Genomic DNA, 17,031 nt, shown 5'->3' with positions numbered 1-17,031 from the left:
AGCTTTTTTTAAAATATTGGTCTTTTAGTTCTCTGCATTCTGCTCTCTGAAGAAAATCTGACCCGTAGAAGCGTCCATTCCGTCCACAATCGCCAGTGACTCCAGCTGGAATCCAAGATTACGGATGATTCTTCCGCCTGACTGGAATCCTTTCTCAATTGCAATTCCGATACCTTCTACTGTAGCTCCTGAAGACTGAACGATCTGAATCAGTCCCTGCAGTGCACATCCGTTCGCAAGAAAATCATCAATAATAAGTACATGATCATCCTCTGAAAGGAACTTCTGTGAAACGATCACATTATTCTTACACTTATGTGTGAAAGATTCAACTTCTGCTACATACATCTCGCCGTCTAAATTGATACTCTGAGACTTCTTTGCAAATACGACCGGTACATCAAAGTGTTCTGCTACGATACAGGCAATTCCTATACCGGAAGCTTCTATAGTAAGAATCTTATTGATGTTCTTGTCAGCAAATCTCTTCTTGAATTCTGCACCCATCTGATTCAAAAGTTTAATGTCCATCTGATGATTCAGGAAACTGTCAACCTTGAGAACATTGCCCTCTTTTACAATACCGTCTTTTACAATTCTTTCTTCCAAAAAATTCATCTTTCTACCTCTTCCTCTGTAATTTCCCCAAAATGTGTTACTGCTCAGTGTAACCCCAAAAATATTTCTTAAAGTATAGCACAACTCCATATAAGAAACAACGTTAACAGGACGAAAAAATAGTACAAAAATAATTGAAAAAAAGCACTTTCCTTATCCGGTTTATCAAAACCGAATCTATGGAAAATGCTTCGCGCTATTTCTGTACAACTTTGATTCTGCCCTCCAAAATCAGGGCAACAAAAAAGCGGGTGATGGGAATCGAACCCACGTATCCAGCTTGGAAGGCTGGTGTTCTACCATTGAACTACACCCGCATTTCGTGTCTTATCTCTGACACGAGTAGTATCTTATCATACTCTTTTTAAATATGCAAGTACTTTTTTAAATTTTCTTATATTTTTTATTTTCCCATCTCCTGCAGTGCACGGATAAATTCCAGATCTTCTGCACGAAGCTTCAGATTTGTCTCGTAATGAGCTCCGTTCGGTGCTGTCACATTGATCTCGATGATTGTGCCTTCCTCAACTGCATTCTGAGCTACTGCTCCTAAGAACATTGGAAACTTCGGATGATTTCTGCGAAATGTATCCATATGTCCTTTTAATTCCTGTATCTTTCCAAGCTGTGAAAAATTCATATTAACTTTCCTTTCTGCCCTGACGACTTTTACCTTATTTTTATTATGATACCTACGGATTGCTCCATTGCTATGCAATTCCCGCAATCCTCGAACACCTCAAACTCCCATAAAATGGCGTATTCACACCATTTTATTCCGTTTTCGGTGTTCGGCGTGTCAATAAGTATAAATTGCTTATTTGTGCAAGCACAAACGCAATTTATACTTTTGACACTTACATCATAATATACGAATCTGATAAAAAATACAACTTTTTTGACTTATTTTCCACTTCGTTATATAATAGGAAAAGTGACCGATGTCCCCCTTTTTACTAAATTATTTCAACCAGCAAGGACAGACATCCCGGACTTCGGTTTTCAGATTAGAGAAAAGAGGTAACATCCATGAGCAAGAGAACAGATAAGAAAAAACAGAAAAGATTTAATGAGGTACATCCGACTACCACAGCACCAGCTGCTCAGCCTGTAGTAGAGACAGCTGCACCAGCAGCTGAACCTGTTCCGGAAGTGACTGTAACAGAAACAACTGCACCAGTAAATGCTGCTCCGGCATATGATCTTTTCATCCAGTATCAGAACGGCGAATATGACGCTGCTGTACTTGCAGAGAAGATTCTTGATAAATGCAAAGCTGAAGGTATGGACAGCTCCGACCTTAAGATCTATGTAAAACCTGAGGATAAAAAAGCTTACTATGCTTGTGCCGGTGGAACAGGTGCTATTGAGTTAGCTTAGACTGATAGAAAGAAAGTCTGTGAAAGAATCTATCTACTCTTAAGATTCTTTTCACAGACTTTTTATTTTGACTGTTATCCCCTGATCTTTTTACTATACTCCGACCTTTTTACAAACATCTGCCAAACAGCATCTGTCGCAATACGGTTTCGTTCTCGCAGTACATATCTCTCTTCCATGATAAACAAGACGGTGGCAAAGGTCACTTCCTTCTTCTGGCGGGATAATCTTCCACAATGCCATCTCCACCTTCTTCGGCTCTTTGATTCCATCTACCAGACCGATTCGGTTTGTCAGGCGGATACAATGTGTATCTGTCACAATTGCCGGCTTTCCAAACACATCTCCCATGATCAGATTCGCGCTCTTTCTTCCGACTCCCGGAAGTTTTAACAAAGCATCAAAATCATCAGGAACCTTTCCACCATATTCATCCCGAAGCATCTTCATACAGGCACTGATATCTCTCGCCTTACTCTTTCCAAGACCACAAGGACGTACAATCGCTTCAATATCTTCCACCGGAGCTTCTGCCAGTGCTTCCACTGTTGGATATTTCTCATAAAGACCTTCCACGACTACATTTACTCTTGCATCTGTACACTGTGCTGCCAGCCTTACACTGACCAGCAGCTTCCATGCCTGATCATAATCAAGCGTGCATCCTGCATCCGGATACTCTTTCTTCAGTCTTTCAATCACTTCAAGCGCACGCTGTTTCTTTGTCATTTATTTCACCTCGGCATTTTTCTTTAATTCTTCCATCGCATTCTTGAACTTGTCTGATACTGCTGTAGGGTTTCTTCTCAGCTGTCTCATAGCATTTACATAATTTCTGTCTGTACGTGAGCCTAATTTCTGTCTCTCCCTTAATATATTGGAACGCATCTGGGCAAGTTCTTTTCTCCAGTTTCCTTTCGATTCAGACTCTTGTGCTTCATTCTCCAGTCGGACAGTACGAAGCAGTGCCTCAACCTTCTCTGAAAGCTGTGTAAGCTGTTCTTTTCGTTCTCTACGCTGTTCTTCTATCTTCGCAAGATACAATTCTTTTCTTGTCTGCTTCTCCGCTGCTTTCATCTCTTTACGCTCTTCATACAACAGATAGCTGTCCTCAAGCCTCTCCTGTACCCCTTCAGATGCACGTTTCAGCCGTTCCTGAACACCTTCTGATGCATCTTTCAGTCTGTCCTGCATTTCCTCAGAAGCATCTTTCAGGCGCTCCTGCATCTTCTGGATCTGTTCTTTGCTGGCTTCAAGCTGTACAAGGATACGTTTCATATCCATAGCCTCGTTGAAGGACTGTGTGAAGTCAACTGCTGCTGCGATTGTCAGAACAAATGCAAGGATATCGGCTATTGTAACCGGAATCAACAATACCATATGTTCAAATGGAATATGTACGACCTTTACCATAAGAATGGAGAATACTCCCCAGCACAAGCTTGCCAGTGGACAAATGTATCCTCTGACATTAAATTTCAGGTTTCTATAATCCCAGTACCTTACGTGGAACAGACGCTCCATCGTAATTCCTGTAAAATACTCCAGGATTGTCGCACCGATCATTCCCATAAGAAAGACAAGCAGGATGTTATCTCTGACCGGAATCGTCACGATCAGAACAACCATTGCTCCGGAACCATAGAGCGGAAGCATCGGACCATGCATAAATCCACGGTTCACCCAACGGTGCTTTCTGACAGAAACATAACAACTTTCCCAGATCCATCCCAGAAAACTGTAGAGAAAAAAGAATAAAACCCATTGTGATAAATCGTATTCCTGCATTTTTCTTCCCCTTTTTTAAAAGACTTCCGCGCTCTGATAAAATGTAACGCAGAAGTCTCTTTCTTGAAATCTTTTAGTTTCTCTCCTCGATCTCCATCAGCAGATCTACCCTGCGCTGATGACGGCCGCCTTCGAATTTTGTATTGATCCATGTATCAACGATCATCTTTGCAAGTTCTCCACCTACTACACGAGCTCCAAATGCAAGTATATTACAGTCATTATGTGCTCTTGACATCTTCGCTGTAAATGGCTCGCTGCAGACACATGCGCGAATTCCTTTTACTTTATTCGCTGCGAGAGAGATTCCAAGTCCTGTTCCGCAGATCAGGATTCCCTTCTCTACTTCTCCTGCTACAACTGCACGGGCCACTCTCTCTCCATATACCGGATAGTCACAACTTTCGGATGTATAGGTTCCATAATCTACAACCTCATGACCTTTCTCTTTCAGAAATTCTACGATTTCTGCTTTCAGCTCCAGTGCAGAGTGATCGTTACCAATACCAATTTTCATTTTAACGTTCCATCCTTTCTAAATTTCAAATATCAAGAATGCCTCAGCATTCTTGCTGCGAGGTGTGCATCATGCGAATGCAGGACATATTTCTCCTGCGCACCTCCGCAATCCTGCCAGAGGCTATGTCAGATGGGAGTTTATCTCACATCTGATATACCGTCTTTATCATACCAAACTTGTACGGTCTTGTAAACTCACACCGGATTTGTTTCTAATGTAATACAAAATGTTGCCGTTCATAATTCCCGCTTTGCCTGACGATAAAAAGAGAAGCTCGAACAGCTTCCCTTTTTCCTTCTGTAAACCGCCACTATGATAACTTTCTTCTGTTATGCACGTAATCCGTTCACTTTATATCTTAGAATAATGAATTGAAACGCTCCATTGCTTCTTTTGTCTTCTCATGTTTTCCAAAGGATGTCAGACGGAAATAATTCTTTCCATTTTCTCCGAATCCTGCTCCCGGTGTTCCGACAATCTGTGCATTTTCAAGAAGATAATCAAAGAACTCCCAAGACTCCATTCCCTTCGGGCACTCGAACCAAATGTATGGTGAGTTCACGCCGCCTGTAAATGAGATTCCTTTCTTCTCAAGTGTTTCAGCGATCATATGTGCATTTTCACGGTAATATCCAATATTCTCCTGACACTCTTTCATGCCCTCTTCTGTGAATACCTTAGCTCCCGCATACTGGATGATATACGGTGTTCCGTTGAACTTTGTACACTGTCTTCTGTTCCACATGTTGTGCAGGCTCAATGTTCCGCCATTTGATGTCTCGAACACAAGCTCTTCCGGAACAACTGTGTAAGAGAAACGTGTACCTGTGAATCCTGCTGTCTTAGAAAGGGAACAGAACTCGATCGCACATTTCTTTGCCCCCTCGATCGCATAGATACTTCTCGGAAGTGTAGGATCTGTGATAAATGCTTCGTATGCGGAATCATACAGGATCACCGCATCATTTTTCAATGCATAGGCAACCCATGCCTCTAACTGCTCTTTATTATAGCATGCTCCTGTCGGGTTGTTCGGAGAACACAGGTAAATGATATCTGCCTTTACATTTTCATCCGGCATTGGAAGGAAATCGTTTTCTTTTGTTCCGTTCATATAGATAATATTCTTTCCATCCATTGTATTTGTATCTACATAAACAGGGTAAACCGGATCCGGAACGAGAACCACGTTATCCTTTGCAAAAAGCTCTGTAATATTTCCTGTATCACTCTTTGCGCCATCTGAAATAAAGATATCTGTAGCTTTTACCTCTACGCCATTGCGTGCGTAATAATCTGCGATTGCTTCCTGTGCAAATGCATATCCCTGCTCCGGTCCGTATCCTTTGAATGTCTCAGATACTGCCTGAGAATCTACTGCTTCATGAAGTGCCTCGATCACACTCTTTGTCAATGGCAATGTTACATCACCGATTCCGAGACGGATAATATCCGCCGCTTTCTCCGGATGTGTTTCCTCATATACTTTTACTCTTCTTGCGATCTCTGCAAAAAGATAACTGTCTTTTACATTCTGATAATTTTCATTTAACTTTGGCATCTTTGTCAAACTCCTTTCCCAGCTGCTTTCATGCTATTCACAGTATTCTGCAACCAATAACTCTAGTATTCCTATGTGTTATATTAACAGATTTTTTTTCATTCGAAAAGAAGTTGAAAAAAAGAAACAAGATTTTGTAAAATCTTGTTTCTTTGATGATAATTTCAGCACTTTAACTGTGCAAATTGATGATGCGATAAAGAACATTTTTCTTTTTTCTTTCTTACAAAAGCCAGATGATCAGCAAGATTACCTCCACAACAAAGATCACAGGCACTGTAATCATAAATTTTGCTTTCCGTGTCTTATGCCGGAAGCACATCATACCTGCGATTGCTCCTGCACTTCCACCGATCAGTGCAAGGATTAACAGCGTTTTCTCCGGAACCCTCCATGCGCCTTTCTTCGCTTTCCATTTATCAATCCCATAGGTACAAAATGCAAATAAATTGATAAATATCAGATAATACCAGAAATATTTCATAAGATGATCTCCTCCTTCAAGGCAAAGGAATAGATGATCTTCTCCTTCACCGGCTTCTCTAACAGTTGCTCCAACGCCTGGGCATAGTAATCAAGCTGTGCATGGTACATTTCTTTCAATTGAGATGCATTTCTGACTCTATCCGTCTTATAGTCCAGTAGTACAATCCCGTCTTCCTCCTCGAACCAGACATCAATAATTCCCTGGATGAGAACGGTCTCTTCCTTTCGATTTTCATCCGCTTCCTGACTTCTCTTCTGAATGTCCTGATAGATCTCCGGATAGATTTCTGATGCAGCTACTCCGAGAACAAATGGCTGTTCCTTCCGAAGCTTTCCATTTCCTGCTGTTTGTATCATTCGTCTTCCACTCTCACTATTTAAAAACGCAAGAATATCTTTCGTGCGGATACAGTCTGCCATCTCTTTTGACAATCTCCCTGCCTGATAGAACCGTTCGATTTCTTCTTTCAGAAGTTCCTCTGTATACTCTTTTGAAAAATCATGAAGCTCAAGAAATTTATGATAAGCACTTCCCCTTGAAGCTCCTGTCAGTCCTTCTTTCTGTTCTTCCATGAAATGCGGAAGCAGTGGCACAATCTCCGGCTCCTGAATCAATTCTTCTCCTGCTTCTTCCTGCAAAGACTCACGCTTCTTCAACTCTGAAACTGTAAATTTCAGCTTCATTTTTCCTTCTTCTTTATATGGATACAGGAAATTCATCTGCTGTTCCAACTTTTCTTCCGCTCCCGGAAGATAAACCTTCGTTGTATCCCAGTGTTCAAGCACTTCTCTTGCGATCACTTCTGCCTGTCGCTGTGCATCTTCTGTAAAATCCATCTCTCCTGCATCAAAAATCCGGACTTTAATCGGCAATTGCTGCACCTCTTCACTTTCTGTTTTGAGAATTCCACATAAATCAGCTTCTCTTTTGAGATCTTCTTCCTGAAGAAGTGCCGGAAGAATCCAGTCCAGATAACGGTTTGCGCCTTCTAACTGATAAAGGCTCAATGGGGATTCCCTGTCTGTCATATGATTCACATATGGTTCCAGGCCGTCTTCTCCTATTTTCAGACTGCCTGTCAGAATCAGCTTTTCTTTCGCTCTTGTCATCGCTACATAAAGCACACGGAGTTCTTCTGCAAGATTCTCAAGCTTTGTCTTCTCCTGGATCATTTTCTTCAAAAAGGTCGGTACCTTTGTCCTCATCTCAAGATCTACAACGTCAATTCCAACTCCGTTTCTCGGATGGATCACAATACTTCCTTTCAGATCCTGTGTATTGAATTGCTTTCCTGTTCCGGCTACAAAAACGATTGGAAACTCCAGACCTTTACTTTTATGAATACTCATAATACGGACTGTGTCATCCTGTTCGTCTATGATACTTGCTTCGCCATAATCAACATCATATTTTTTCAGTTGCTCGATATAGCGTACGAAATTAAACAGACCTTTATAACTCGTCCCTTCAAATGCTCTTGCTTTCTCAACAAGCATTTCTACATTAGCCTGTCTCTGTGCGCCCCCCGGCATCGCACTGATAAATAACCCATAGCCGGTTTTATCAATTATTTCCGCAAGAAGGTCATGGATTGCCGTATACGGAAGAATTTCCCTGAAATGATCCAATACCTCGAAAAACTTCCTCAATTTCCCCTGTACCTGTATTGCCTGCTTTTTGTCCACAGTTTCCGGAATTTCTTCCGGACTCAGACTGCAAAATCCTTCCACTGCCTCGTAAAACAATTGATTCGGATATGCAAGACGGATCACTGACAACTCTGCTGCCGTCAGACCGGCAAACGGTGAAGTCAAAACTGCTGTCAATGGCAGATCCTGTCTTGCATTATCAAGAACTTTCAGATAATCCAGAAGAACACTGACCTCATACGTCTCGAAATATCCTTCTCTGCTCACAGAGTATGCCGGAATTCCCTCCTCGGCCAGTATGGACGCAAAAACTTCTGCCCACCCCTGTAAACTTCTCGTCAGAATCACCATATCCCGATAATGAACCGGGCGGTATTCTCCAGTCTTCTTATCAAGCACAACACCCGTGTTTAGAAGTTCTTTCATTCTCTGTGCGATCATCCGTGCCTCTTCTTCTCTCGCTTCACTACTCCGAAGCCCCGTCTGATCGTAAAGAAGCAGTTCCGTCTGATCCGTAAACACATTTTCATCCGGTAATTCAGGAAAAGAGGCTCCCAAATGCAGTGCCGCCTTATCATCATAAATGATTTCCCCGAATTCCTTCCGCATCAGTTTCCTGAAAATATAATTTGTACTGTCAAGTACTTCTCCTCTGCTTCGGAAGTTCCTGTCAAGATCAATTCTCTGCCTGCTACTCTCCTGCGTACTGTAGCTGTTATACTTTCCCATAAAAAGCTCCGGGCGCGACAGACGAAATCGGTAAATACTCTGCTTTACATCCCCGACCATGAAGAGATTATTCTGTCCGACAGACTCTCTTGATACACTTGTAAGAATCGTCTCCTGCACAAGATTACTATCCTGATACTCATCGATCATAACTTCTTCAAAGCGTTCCTGATACTCCTGTGCCACTGCTGACGGAACCAGTTTTCCTTCCTTTTCTTCTGTCAGAATCCGAAGTGCAAACTGTTCCATATCACTGAAGTCCAACAGATTTCTCTGTCTCTTTTTCTCCGAAAATGCCTCTGCAAAAGCCTGTACCAGCAGAACTAACATCTTCATTGCTGTCTGTGCCTCTTGCATATCCCTGATCCACTCATCAACAGGCGCGTAGAAATAGTTTGCTTTCAGATCTTCTATCAGTTTCTTGGCTTGTTTTCTAAGCCCCTGCGCTTTCTCTTTCAGCTCCGGATCGACTGTCGGATCTTTCTTTCCTGACAAACGTTTCCATGTAAAATCACTGACGATCTGCTCTTGCTGACAAAATGTCTCTGCTTTTTCCAATTGCTCAATCTGTACCAGATCAGAATCTAACATTTCACCATACATATACGGACCGACCGGAAGTTCGCATACTTCTATTGCCTGTTGAACAAACCCTTTCACATCTGTGAGATTCTGCCTTACTCTTGCCTTTGCCTCCTGCACAACATCTGCTTCTTCCATCTTCTCCGGATTGATCTCATAATTATCCACACATTCCTTCAACCACTTTTCCGGCTGTGGATAACTTCTGGAATATTCATAAAGCTGGAGGATAAGTTCCTCGATCTTCTGATCATTTCTTCCTGTTCCATACTGGTCAACAAAGTTTAAAAATGCCTCGGATCCCTCTGCATAGAAATTCTCGATCAGCTCTTCTAAGACATCCTGCATCAGAAGACGCAATTCTCCTTCTTCTGCAATGCGAAAGGCCGGATCAATTCCAATCACATGAAAATGATCCCGGATCACCGACAGGCAGAAACTGTGGATTGTCATGATTGACGCATTGTGGATCAATGTGGACTGCTGCTCCAGATTCACATTTCCCGGCTGTTCTTCCAGCTTCTTTTCAATTGCTGCACCGATTCGTTCTTTCATCTCTGCCGCCGCTGCTTCCGTATAAGTCACAACCAGGAGACGGTCTACATCCGCGGGATCATTTTCATCTGTTATCCTGGAAATAATCCGTTCAACAAGTACCGCTGTCTTTCCGGAACCTGCTGCTGCAGATACGAGAATGTTGCGGTCACGCAAGTCGATTACTTTCTGTTGTTCTTCTGTCCATTTTACGCTCATTCTCCTGCCTCCCCTTTCTCTTCCAAAATACCAAGACGCTCTTTCATAGAAATCAACGCTTCTTCCAAGGTATATTTTCTTAATCTTCTGTACTCACAGCCTTCAATTCTCTGGTCAAATCCGCAGATATCCCTGCACCCACAGTAATCGCAGCCTGTCATCTCATCAAGTACATACGGAAGTGCCGCAACCTCTCCCTGATACATCACGTCCTTCAGCTCTTTTTCTTTCTCTTTCGTGTACGCAAGAACCGTATCAAAGTTCTCCTTTGATAAAGCTTTTGATGCCGAACCGAGCGTTCTGTTCTTATTCATCCGCAGCGGATAGAATGTTGAAGTTCCACTCAGATTCCGCTCCAGATGCTCAACTACATTTTCATCTGCATTGATCAGTCCATCCAGCTTCAGCTCTTTTAGAATACTTTGCTCAACTTCCGCTTTTGTCTCTTCTTTCTTCACAATCGGATCCTGGATCCTGTAATAAAAAATACCGGCCGGAAGTACTTCTTTCTCCGGATGTTTCTGCCGTTCGATCTCCAGTGCCGCATTCAGATAAACCGGAAGCTGCATCTGCAAACCGTGATAGAATGCTGTGATATCAAATGCTTTCCTTCCAGTTTTATAATCTGTTACCTTCACATAGACCGCATTTTCATCTTCACATGTATCAATTCTGTCAATCTTTCCGCTTCCGAACTTAAATTCACACCCGCTCGGCACAAAATCGCCTGCCGCCATCTGCTGTGTCAGTGCCCAGACGGACCGGTTGATCAATTGCTTGATTCTGTGGATCATATACTCATTACGTGCAGATGAAAATAGAACTGTATTTCCATAATCCAGAATACTTTCTTCCACACTTTCATCAATCAGCTGCTCCCGCTTCTCTTCCGGCATTGTAACCCAGTCCAGACCTTCCTCTTCTACCTTGTGTGCAAATCGCTCCAGTGCCTGATGTGCAATGTTTCCCAGATCCATTGCTTCGAACCCATATTTCTCCCGTTCTGACAGACGGAGTCCGTAATTCAGGAAATGTGCATATGCACAGGAAGCAAAACGTTCCAGTCTTGTTACGCTGACACGCTTTGGATCCAGGAAGAGTTCTTTTGCTACTCTACTTCCAAGGCTCGGCTCATCCTTCCGGTAGAAACCGGCTTCTATCATCTGCTTCAGAGTTTCCTGACTCTGTTCATCCTTTACAAACCATCTGTACAGTTCTTTCCAGGAATCATCCAGTCCATGCTCCCTCTCTCTTAAACCTTCTGCAATCTGCAAGAGTCCGCTCTTTCTCATCATCTCATGATCAAGCAGTCCCTTTCTGTCTTCCTCTACCGGAACAAGTACCGGGAACAGACGCATCAGATCCTGGATCAGATACGCTGGACGAAGTGCTTTTCCTTCCCCGGATACTTTTGCCCAGGACAGATACAGAAGTTCTGACGGTTTCGTCAGATTCATATAGAGATAAAATTTCTGAATATATAATTTCTCTTTTGGTCCGGGAGAAAGATTCATTTTCTTCTCCTGGAACTGTTTTCTGTCTCGCTCGGAAAGCAGACCTCTTGCCCCTGCATTTCCTGGAAGAAGCGTATCATTTGCTCCGACAAAAAATAATGCGCGGATATTTTTGATACGTGTTCTCTCCATATCTCCGATCACAACCTGATCCAGACTTGGAGGGATCACACCTACTTTCGCCTCTTCAAGTCCTGCATCTAAAAGTTCACAGTATTCCGTCAAAGGAATCTCTTCCTCCCCCAGAAGTTCAACGAATTTATCGAATAATTCCAGAACAATACGATAAATCTGTGCATATTCCTTCGCCAGTGCCAGTTCTCCATCTTCCTGGAATTTCTGCTCCAATTCTGCAAGCTGCTCCTGGATCTTCTCCTGAACCAGATATTCATAAACTGCAAGTGTGATCTCTTTTACCGTCTTTTTTCTCTTCTTCAGAACTGTATGCAACGGTGTCAGTTTTTCCAAAAAGCGCATGCGCAGATGGTTCAGTTCTTCCAGTTCTTCCTTTGTCGTCATCGGTGTCTTTCTCGCCCAGACCTGATCCCATTTCTTGAATCCTTTCAGATCCAGCGCAAGACAGTAATTTTCCAGACGGTCTACTTCATCTCTTGTGAACCCACACAGTCTGGTCCGCAGATAACGAAAAACGCTTTCGTAAGTATAGTTCTGTTCTACCATCACCAGCAAGCTTCTTAAATACTCTACAAAAGAATTTAATAAAATACTTTTCTTATGATCCATAAAGACCGGGATTTCATATCGATCACATGCTTTTTCCAAAGCATCTGCATAAGTACTCAGATCCGAAGCAATCACTGCGATTTCCCGATATCTGTACCCTTCTTCTCTCACCAGACGCCGGATCTCCTCTGCCACATACTGTGCCTCTTCCTGTGGTGTATGAACTTCATGAAGAGAAATTGACCGCATCTTCTCTCCACTGTATTTTCTTCTGGAATAACGAAATAGTTCCTCTTCCAAAAACGCCATCTCCGGATTCTCTTTGAACCGATGCGACGGATTCTTGCATAACCAGACCGGCTCATCAATCTCCACTCTCACTTCCTGCGCCACTTCCGTCAGTGAAGCAACCATCTGCTTACTCAACGCAAAGAGCTGATACGGATGCTTATAGACAAACGGATCTTCCCTCCGATCGATCTCAACTGTCAACATAATCTTATCGCACACTTTCAGAAGTTCCCCGATCAGCCGGTTCTGCACCGGTGTAAATCCGGTAAATCCATCCATTGCGATCACACTGTCTTTAAGCATTTTCGCTTCCGATACAGTCTGACTCAACACATCAAGTAATTCTTCTTTTGTGATATATTTATCACGCAGATAATCCTCAAATCCTTCATATACTTTACGGATATCCTTTAACTTATAATACAGATAACTTTCCGGATTCAGTCCTTCCATGAAAGAATCAAGCTGTTCAAAATCAATTCCATACTGTGTGAATTCTGATATCACGGACTTCACTTCGCTGATATATCCCTGCTTCTTAAGATTTCCCTTAAGAACGGTCAGTTCATCTTCGTAATTTCCTGCAATCTTACGGAGCACCAGATTCTTACCCTCATCATCAAGGATCGGCTGTCTTTCCTTTCCTGTCTCTTCAAAAACACGGTGAGCCAGACGTCCAAAACTTAAGACATCAATATTCATAATACCGCCACGCGGATGTGCCATACACAGGTCCTTCTGCGTCTGCATTGTAAACTGCTCCGGAACCAGAACAAGATAATTCTTCTCCGGATGACGGATTGACTCCTCAACAATCTGCTGATATAAATAATGGGACTTTCCGCTTCCGGAATTCCCGAAAATAAACTGCAATGACATGCTCTGACTCCCGCCTTTCTTCTTAATATCTAAGCAAAAGACAGGCTGTCGTTCACAGGAATGAGCCATATCTCTCAGCCTTCTCTGTGCCCGGCAGCCCGTCTGGGTTTTTCCTTTCTTCTATTATCGCAAATTTATTTCACAAGGTCAACCAGTGCTGTCTTAGGAATCGCACCGATCTGTCTTCCGCTCTCTTCACCACCTTTAAATGCGATGAAAGTCGGAATGCTCATCACCCTGTATTTCTGTGCAATGTCGATATTCTCATCGATGTTGATGTGGCATACCTTTACATCACTGAGTTCTTCTGAAAGAGCTTCTACGATCGGCGCCATCATTTTACACGGCCCGCACCAGTCTGCATAGAAATCAACGAGTACCGGCTGCTGCGCCTGAATCACTTCCTGGTCAAAGTTTTCTGTTGTAAGTTTTACTACTGCCATCTTTATATCCTCCTTATAAATGTTATATCTTTTGTATTTTTTATTTTTCTTTGTTACAATCTTAGTATAGCACATATTTTTTATTTTTCTGTGATAAAATCACAAAGAAACCGACAGTTTTGATTTCTCCTCCCTGCCGGTTTCATTCATTACTTCTTATATCGTTTTATCTTATTCCACCCAGGTCTGTGACCCTTTATTTACGCTTCATCGATTGCCTTACCGATATCACGTCTCATATATTTATTCTTGAAGTTTACCCACTCTGTTGCTGCATATGCATTCGCACGGGCTTCTTTCAGATCTTTTCCCTTCGCTGTCACGCCAAGAACACGTCCGCCGTTTGTCACGATCTGATCTCCGTCGAATTTTGTTCCTGCATGGAAGCAGTAATATCCTTCGTGCTTCTTGAACTCTTCCAGTCCTGTGATTGGGAAGCCTTTCTCGTAGCTTACCGGATATCCTTCGGATGCGAGTACGACACAGACTGCTGCATTGTCTTCAAACTGAAGATCAACCTGATCCAGTGTTCCGTCGATACATGCTTCCATAACTTCAAGGATATCATTCTTCATACGAGGAAGTACAACCTGAGCTTCCGGATCTCCGAAACGAGCGTTGTATTCAAGAACCTTCGGTCCGTCTTCTGTCAGCATCAATCCAAAGAAAATAACTCCCTTGAACGGACGTCCTTCTGCTGCCATTGCGTCTACCGTTGCCTGGTAAACATGTTTCTCACAGAATTCTTCTACTTCTTTTGTATAGAACGGGCTTGGAGAAAATGTTCCCATACCGCCTGTATTAAGTCCTGTATCTCCGTCTCCGGCACGCTTATGATCCTGCGCACTTGTCATTGTCTTGATTGTCTTTCCATCAACAAAAGAAAGTACGGAAACCTCGCGACCTGTCATAAATTCCTCAATGACCATCTCATTTCCGGCTGTACCAAACTTCTTGTCCAGCATGATCTCCTTCACGCCTGCTTTTGCTTCTTCCAAATCCTTACAGATCAGAACACCTTTTCCGAGTGCAAGTCCGTCTGCTTTCAAAACAATCGGGAACTTCGCTGTCTCAAGATAAGCAACTGCTGCTTTTGGATCTGTAAAATTCTCATAAGCTGCTGTCGGAATGTTATATTTCTTCATCAGGTCTTTGGAAAATGCTTTAGATCCCTCAAGAATCGCTGCATTCTTCTTCGGTCCAAATGTGCGGATTCCTGCTTCTTCAAGAACATCTACAAGACCGCCTACCAGCGGATCATCCATTCCTACGATACAAAGATCAATTGCATTCTCTTTTGCGAAATCTCTTAATTTATCAAATTCCATAGCGCCGATCGGTACACACTGCGCATACTCAGCGATTCCGGCGTTTCCCGGAGCACAAAAGATTTTGTCTGCTCTTGGGCTCTTTGCCACGCTTGCTGCGATTGCATGCTCTCTTCCGCCGCTTCCTACGATCAATACGTTCATAATCTCTGCCTCCTTACTCGGTAACGATTGTACGATGTCCTTCTACTTCAACCTTTCCGTTCGCGATCAGATCGATTGCATGTGGAAGGATCTTCCATTCAGCCTGTTCCATCACTCTGCGCTGAAGCACTTCCGGGGTATCTCCATTGTGTACTTCTACAGCCTTCTGCAAGATGATCGGGCCTGTATCAGTTCCTTCATCTACGAAATGTACTGTTGCACCAACTACTTTCACACCACGCTCCAAAGCTGCCTCGTGTACTTTCAATCCATAATAACCTGTTCCACAGAAAGATGGAATCAGAGATGGATGAATGTTGATGATCCGGTTCTTATACTTCTTGATCATCTCCGGTGGGATTACCACAAGATAACCTGCCAGTACAATCAGATCCGGCTCATATGCATCTACAGCCTTTAAAAGTTCCTGATTGAACACTTCTCTTGACTCGTAGTCCTTCGGAGAAATGCATTTCGCATCGATTCCATTTTCTTTGGCACGTGTCAGTGCATAGGCATTCTTATTATTGCTGATCACGCCCACAAGTTCTGTGTTCGTGATCATTCCATTCTTTACGCTGTCGATGATTGCCTGAAGGTTTGTTCCGCCTCCTGACACCATACTTAAGACTCTTAACATAAAGTCACTCCCTTTTCGCCAGCCTCGATCTTGCCGACTACATATGGCTGATCTCCTGCTTCACGAATTGCATCCATTGTCTTATCAACGTCTGCCGGATCAACAGCGAGAACCATTCCAAGTCCCATGTTGAATGTGTTGTACATCATCTGCTCTTCGATTTCGCCCTCTTTTGCAAGTTTTGCAAAGATTGGTGGAATCGGGTAGCTGTCTTTTTCTACAACTGCATGAGTTCCTTCTTTGAGCATACGCGGAATGTTCTCATAGAATCCGCCACCTGTGATATGGCTGCATGCTTTTACTGTAACACCTGCATTTTTGATGCTTTTAAGTGCTTTTACATAGATTCTTGTCGGAGCAAGAAGTGCCTCTCCAAGAGTAGTTCCAAGATCATCATAATAAGTATCTAAAGATTCTTTTGTAATATCAAATACTTTTCTTACAAGTGAAAATCCGTTGCTATGAACACCTGTAGAAGCCATTCCGATCAGAACATCTCCGGCTGCAAGATTCTCTCCTGTGATCATATCTTTCTTGTCGCAAACACCAACTGCGAATCCTGCAAGATCATAATCATCTTCCGGCATAAGCCCCGGATGCTCTGCTGTCTCTCCACCGATCAGAGCTGCATCCGACTGCTTACATCCTTCTGCAACACCTTTTACGATCTCAGCGATCTTCTCCGGATAGTTCTTTCCACATGCAATGTAATCCAGGAAGAAGAGTGGCTCTCCACCTGCACATGCGATATCGTTCACGCACATAGCAACAGCATCGATTCCGATTGTGTCATGCTTATCCATTACCATAGCAAGTTTTACCTTTGTTCCGCATCCGTCTGTACCGGAAAGAAGAACAGGCTCTTCCATCTCTTTGATCTTCGCAAGAGAGAAAGCTCCTGAGAATCCGCCAAGTCCTCCGAGAACTTCTGCGCGCATTGTCTCTTTTACATATTCTTTCATTAATTCCACTGATTTGTAACCGGCTTCAATATCTACACCTGATGTCTTGTAATCCATCGTAAATCTCCTTTTCTTTCGA

Annotated in this window: 14 protein-coding genes and 1 tRNA gene; 1 reads left to right on the top strand and 14 read right to left on the bottom strand. The window is 42.9% G+C overall.

Annotation, left to right across the window (positions count from 1 at the left end; genetic code table 11):
* Positions 1–24: 24 nt before the first annotated feature.
* The 3 genes from ACZ47Z_RS03515 to ACZ47Z_RS03505 all read right to left on the bottom strand — a co-directional run bounded on the left by ACZ47Z_RS03515 (position 25) and on the right by ACZ47Z_RS03505 (position 1,258).
* Entirely contained in the window at positions 25–618 is a 594-nt protein-coding gene (locus ACZ47Z_RS03515; RefSeq protein ID WP_015527944.1) for a xanthine phosphoribosyltransferase, read from the bottom strand.
* A gap of 246 nt (positions 619–864) precedes the next feature.
* Positions 865–935 (bottom strand) — tRNA-Gly (locus tag ACZ47Z_RS03510).
* Between the two features lie 86 nt (positions 936–1,021).
* Positions 1,022–1,258 (bottom strand): hypothetical protein, encoded by a 237-nt coding sequence (locus ACZ47Z_RS03505; RefSeq protein ID WP_020435856.1) that lies wholly within the window; start codon positions 1,256–1,258, stop codon positions 1,022–1,024.
* 389 nt (positions 1,259–1,647) lie between these two features.
* Here ACZ47Z_RS03505 and ACZ47Z_RS03500 point away from each other — a divergent pair, with 389 nt between their 5' ends.
* Positions 1,648–1,998 carry a DUF6465 family protein gene (locus ACZ47Z_RS03500; RefSeq protein WP_054753326.1) on the top strand — a complete coding sequence of 117 codons (351 nt, stop codon included), beginning with the start codon at positions 1,648–1,650 and terminating at the stop codon, positions 1,996–1,998.
* Positions 1,999–2,091: 93 nt separating this feature from the next.
* On the opposite strand, the gene ACZ47Z_RS03495 is transcribed toward ACZ47Z_RS03500, so the two are convergent.
* The 11 genes from ACZ47Z_RS03495 to purM all read right to left on the bottom strand — a co-directional run bounded on the left by ACZ47Z_RS03495 (position 2,092) and on the right by purM (position 17,009).
* Positions 2,092–2,727, bottom strand: a complete 636-nt coding sequence (locus tag ACZ47Z_RS03495; protein ID WP_020435858.1) for an endonuclease III domain-containing protein — start codon at positions 2,725–2,727, stop codon at positions 2,092–2,094.
* On the bottom strand, positions 2,728–3,786 hold the full coding sequence (locus ACZ47Z_RS03490; protein WP_464525887.1) for a putative ABC transporter permease: 1,059 nt from the start codon (positions 3,784–3,786) through the stop codon (positions 2,728–2,730).
* Between the two features lie 73 nt (positions 3,787–3,859).
* A complete protein-coding gene (gene rpiB, locus ACZ47Z_RS03485) occupies positions 3,860–4,303 on the bottom strand; it encodes a ribose 5-phosphate isomerase B (protein ID WP_054753322.1) in 444 nt (147 codons plus the stop codon).
* 361 nt (positions 4,304–4,664) lie between these two features.
* Positions 4,665–5,867 carry an LL-diaminopimelate aminotransferase gene (locus tag ACZ47Z_RS03480; RefSeq protein WP_464525886.1) on the bottom strand — a complete coding sequence of 401 codons (1,203 nt, stop codon included), beginning with the start codon at positions 5,865–5,867 and terminating at the stop codon, positions 4,665–4,667.
* A 223-nt stretch (positions 5,868–6,090) separates the two neighbouring features.
* Entirely contained in the window at positions 6,091–6,351 is a 261-nt protein-coding gene (locus ACZ47Z_RS03475) for a DUF1294 domain-containing protein (RefSeq protein ID WP_117890743.1), read from the bottom strand.
* Positions 6,348–10,067 carry a helicase-exonuclease AddAB subunit AddA gene (addA, locus tag ACZ47Z_RS03470; protein ID WP_464525885.1) on the bottom strand — a complete coding sequence of 1,240 codons (3,720 nt, stop codon included), beginning with the start codon at positions 10,065–10,067 and terminating at the stop codon, positions 6,348–6,350. The genes ACZ47Z_RS03475 and addA overlap by 4 nt, the downstream gene beginning before the upstream one ends.
* On the bottom strand, positions 10,064–13,435 hold the full coding sequence (locus ACZ47Z_RS03465; protein ID WP_464525884.1) for a PD-(D/E)XK nuclease family protein: 3,372 nt from the start codon (positions 13,433–13,435) through the stop codon (positions 10,064–10,066). Before ACZ47Z_RS03465 ends, addA begins: the two co-directional genes overlap by 4 nt.
* Before the next feature lie 134 nt (positions 13,436–13,569).
* Positions 13,570–13,953 (bottom strand): thioredoxin, encoded by a 384-nt coding sequence (gene trxA / locus ACZ47Z_RS03460; protein WP_083475116.1) that lies wholly within the window; start codon positions 13,951–13,953, stop codon positions 13,570–13,572.
* 125 nt (positions 13,954–14,078) lie between these two features.
* Entirely contained in the window at positions 14,079–15,350 is a 1,272-nt protein-coding gene (purD, locus tag ACZ47Z_RS03455) for a phosphoribosylamine--glycine ligase (RefSeq protein WP_054753318.1), read from the bottom strand.
* Between the two features lie 13 nt (positions 15,351–15,363).
* Entirely contained in the window at positions 15,364–15,990 is a 627-nt protein-coding gene (purN, locus tag ACZ47Z_RS03450) for a phosphoribosylglycinamide formyltransferase (protein WP_015527956.1), read from the bottom strand.
* Entirely contained in the window at positions 15,984–17,009 is a 1,026-nt protein-coding gene (gene purM, locus ACZ47Z_RS03445; protein WP_226861831.1) for a phosphoribosylformylglycinamidine cyclo-ligase, read from the bottom strand. The genes purN and purM overlap by 7 nt, the downstream gene beginning before the upstream one ends.
* Positions 17,010–17,031 lie beyond the last annotated feature (22 nt).

Source organism: Mediterraneibacter faecis (assembly GCF_055383675.1).
Note: the sequence above shows the minus strand (reverse complement) of the source record. Positions and strands in the feature narration are given on the sequence as shown.

Excerpts from the sequence above, each read along its gene's own strand:
- ACZ47Z_RS03515 (WP_015527944.1), bottom strand. The coding sequence starts at position 618 with ATGAATTTTTTGGAAGAAAGAATTGTAAAAGACGGTATTGTAAAAGAG.
- ACZ47Z_RS03505 (WP_020435856.1), bottom strand. The coding sequence starts at position 1,258 with ATGAATTTTTCACAGCTTGGAAAGATACAGGAATTAAAAGGACATATG.
- ACZ47Z_RS03500 (WP_054753326.1), top strand. The coding sequence starts at position 1,648 with ATGAGCAAGAGAACAGATAAGAAAAAACAGAAAAGATTTAATGAGGTA.
- ACZ47Z_RS03495 (WP_020435858.1), bottom strand. The coding sequence starts at position 2,727 with ATGACAAAGAAACAGCGTGCGCTTGAAGTGATTGAAAGACTGAAGAAA.
- ACZ47Z_RS03490 (WP_464525887.1), bottom strand. The coding sequence starts at position 3,786 with ATGCAGGAATACGATTTATCACAATGGGTTTTATTCTTTTTTCTCTAC.
- rpiB (WP_054753322.1), bottom strand. The coding sequence starts at position 4,303 with ATGAAAATTGGTATTGGTAACGATCACTCTGCACTGGAGCTGAAAGCA.
- ACZ47Z_RS03480 (WP_464525886.1), bottom strand. The coding sequence starts at position 5,867 with ATGCCAAAGTTAAATGAAAATTATCAGAATGTAAAAGACAGTTATCTT.
- ACZ47Z_RS03475 (WP_117890743.1), bottom strand. The coding sequence starts at position 6,351 with ATGAAATATTTCTGGTATTATCTGATATTTATCAATTTATTTGCATTT.
- addA (WP_464525885.1), bottom strand. The coding sequence starts at position 10,067 with ATGAGCGTAAAATGGACAGAAGAACAACAGAAAGTAATCGACTTGCGT.
- ACZ47Z_RS03465 (WP_464525884.1), bottom strand. The coding sequence starts at position 13,435 with ATGTCATTGCAGTTTATTTTCGGGAATTCCGGAAGCGGAAAGTCCCAT.
- trxA (WP_083475116.1), bottom strand. The coding sequence starts at position 13,953 with ATGTGCTATACTAAGATTGTAACAAAGAAAAATAAAAAATACAAAAGA.
- purD (WP_054753318.1), bottom strand. The coding sequence starts at position 15,350 with ATGAACGTATTGATCGTAGGAAGCGGCGGAAGAGAGCATGCAATCGCA.
- purN (WP_015527956.1), bottom strand. The coding sequence starts at position 15,990 with ATGTTAAGAGTCTTAAGTATGGTGTCAGGAGGCGGAACAAACCTTCAG.
- purM (WP_226861831.1), bottom strand. The coding sequence starts at position 17,009 with ATGGATTACAAGACATCAGGTGTAGATATTGAAGCCGGTTACAAATCA.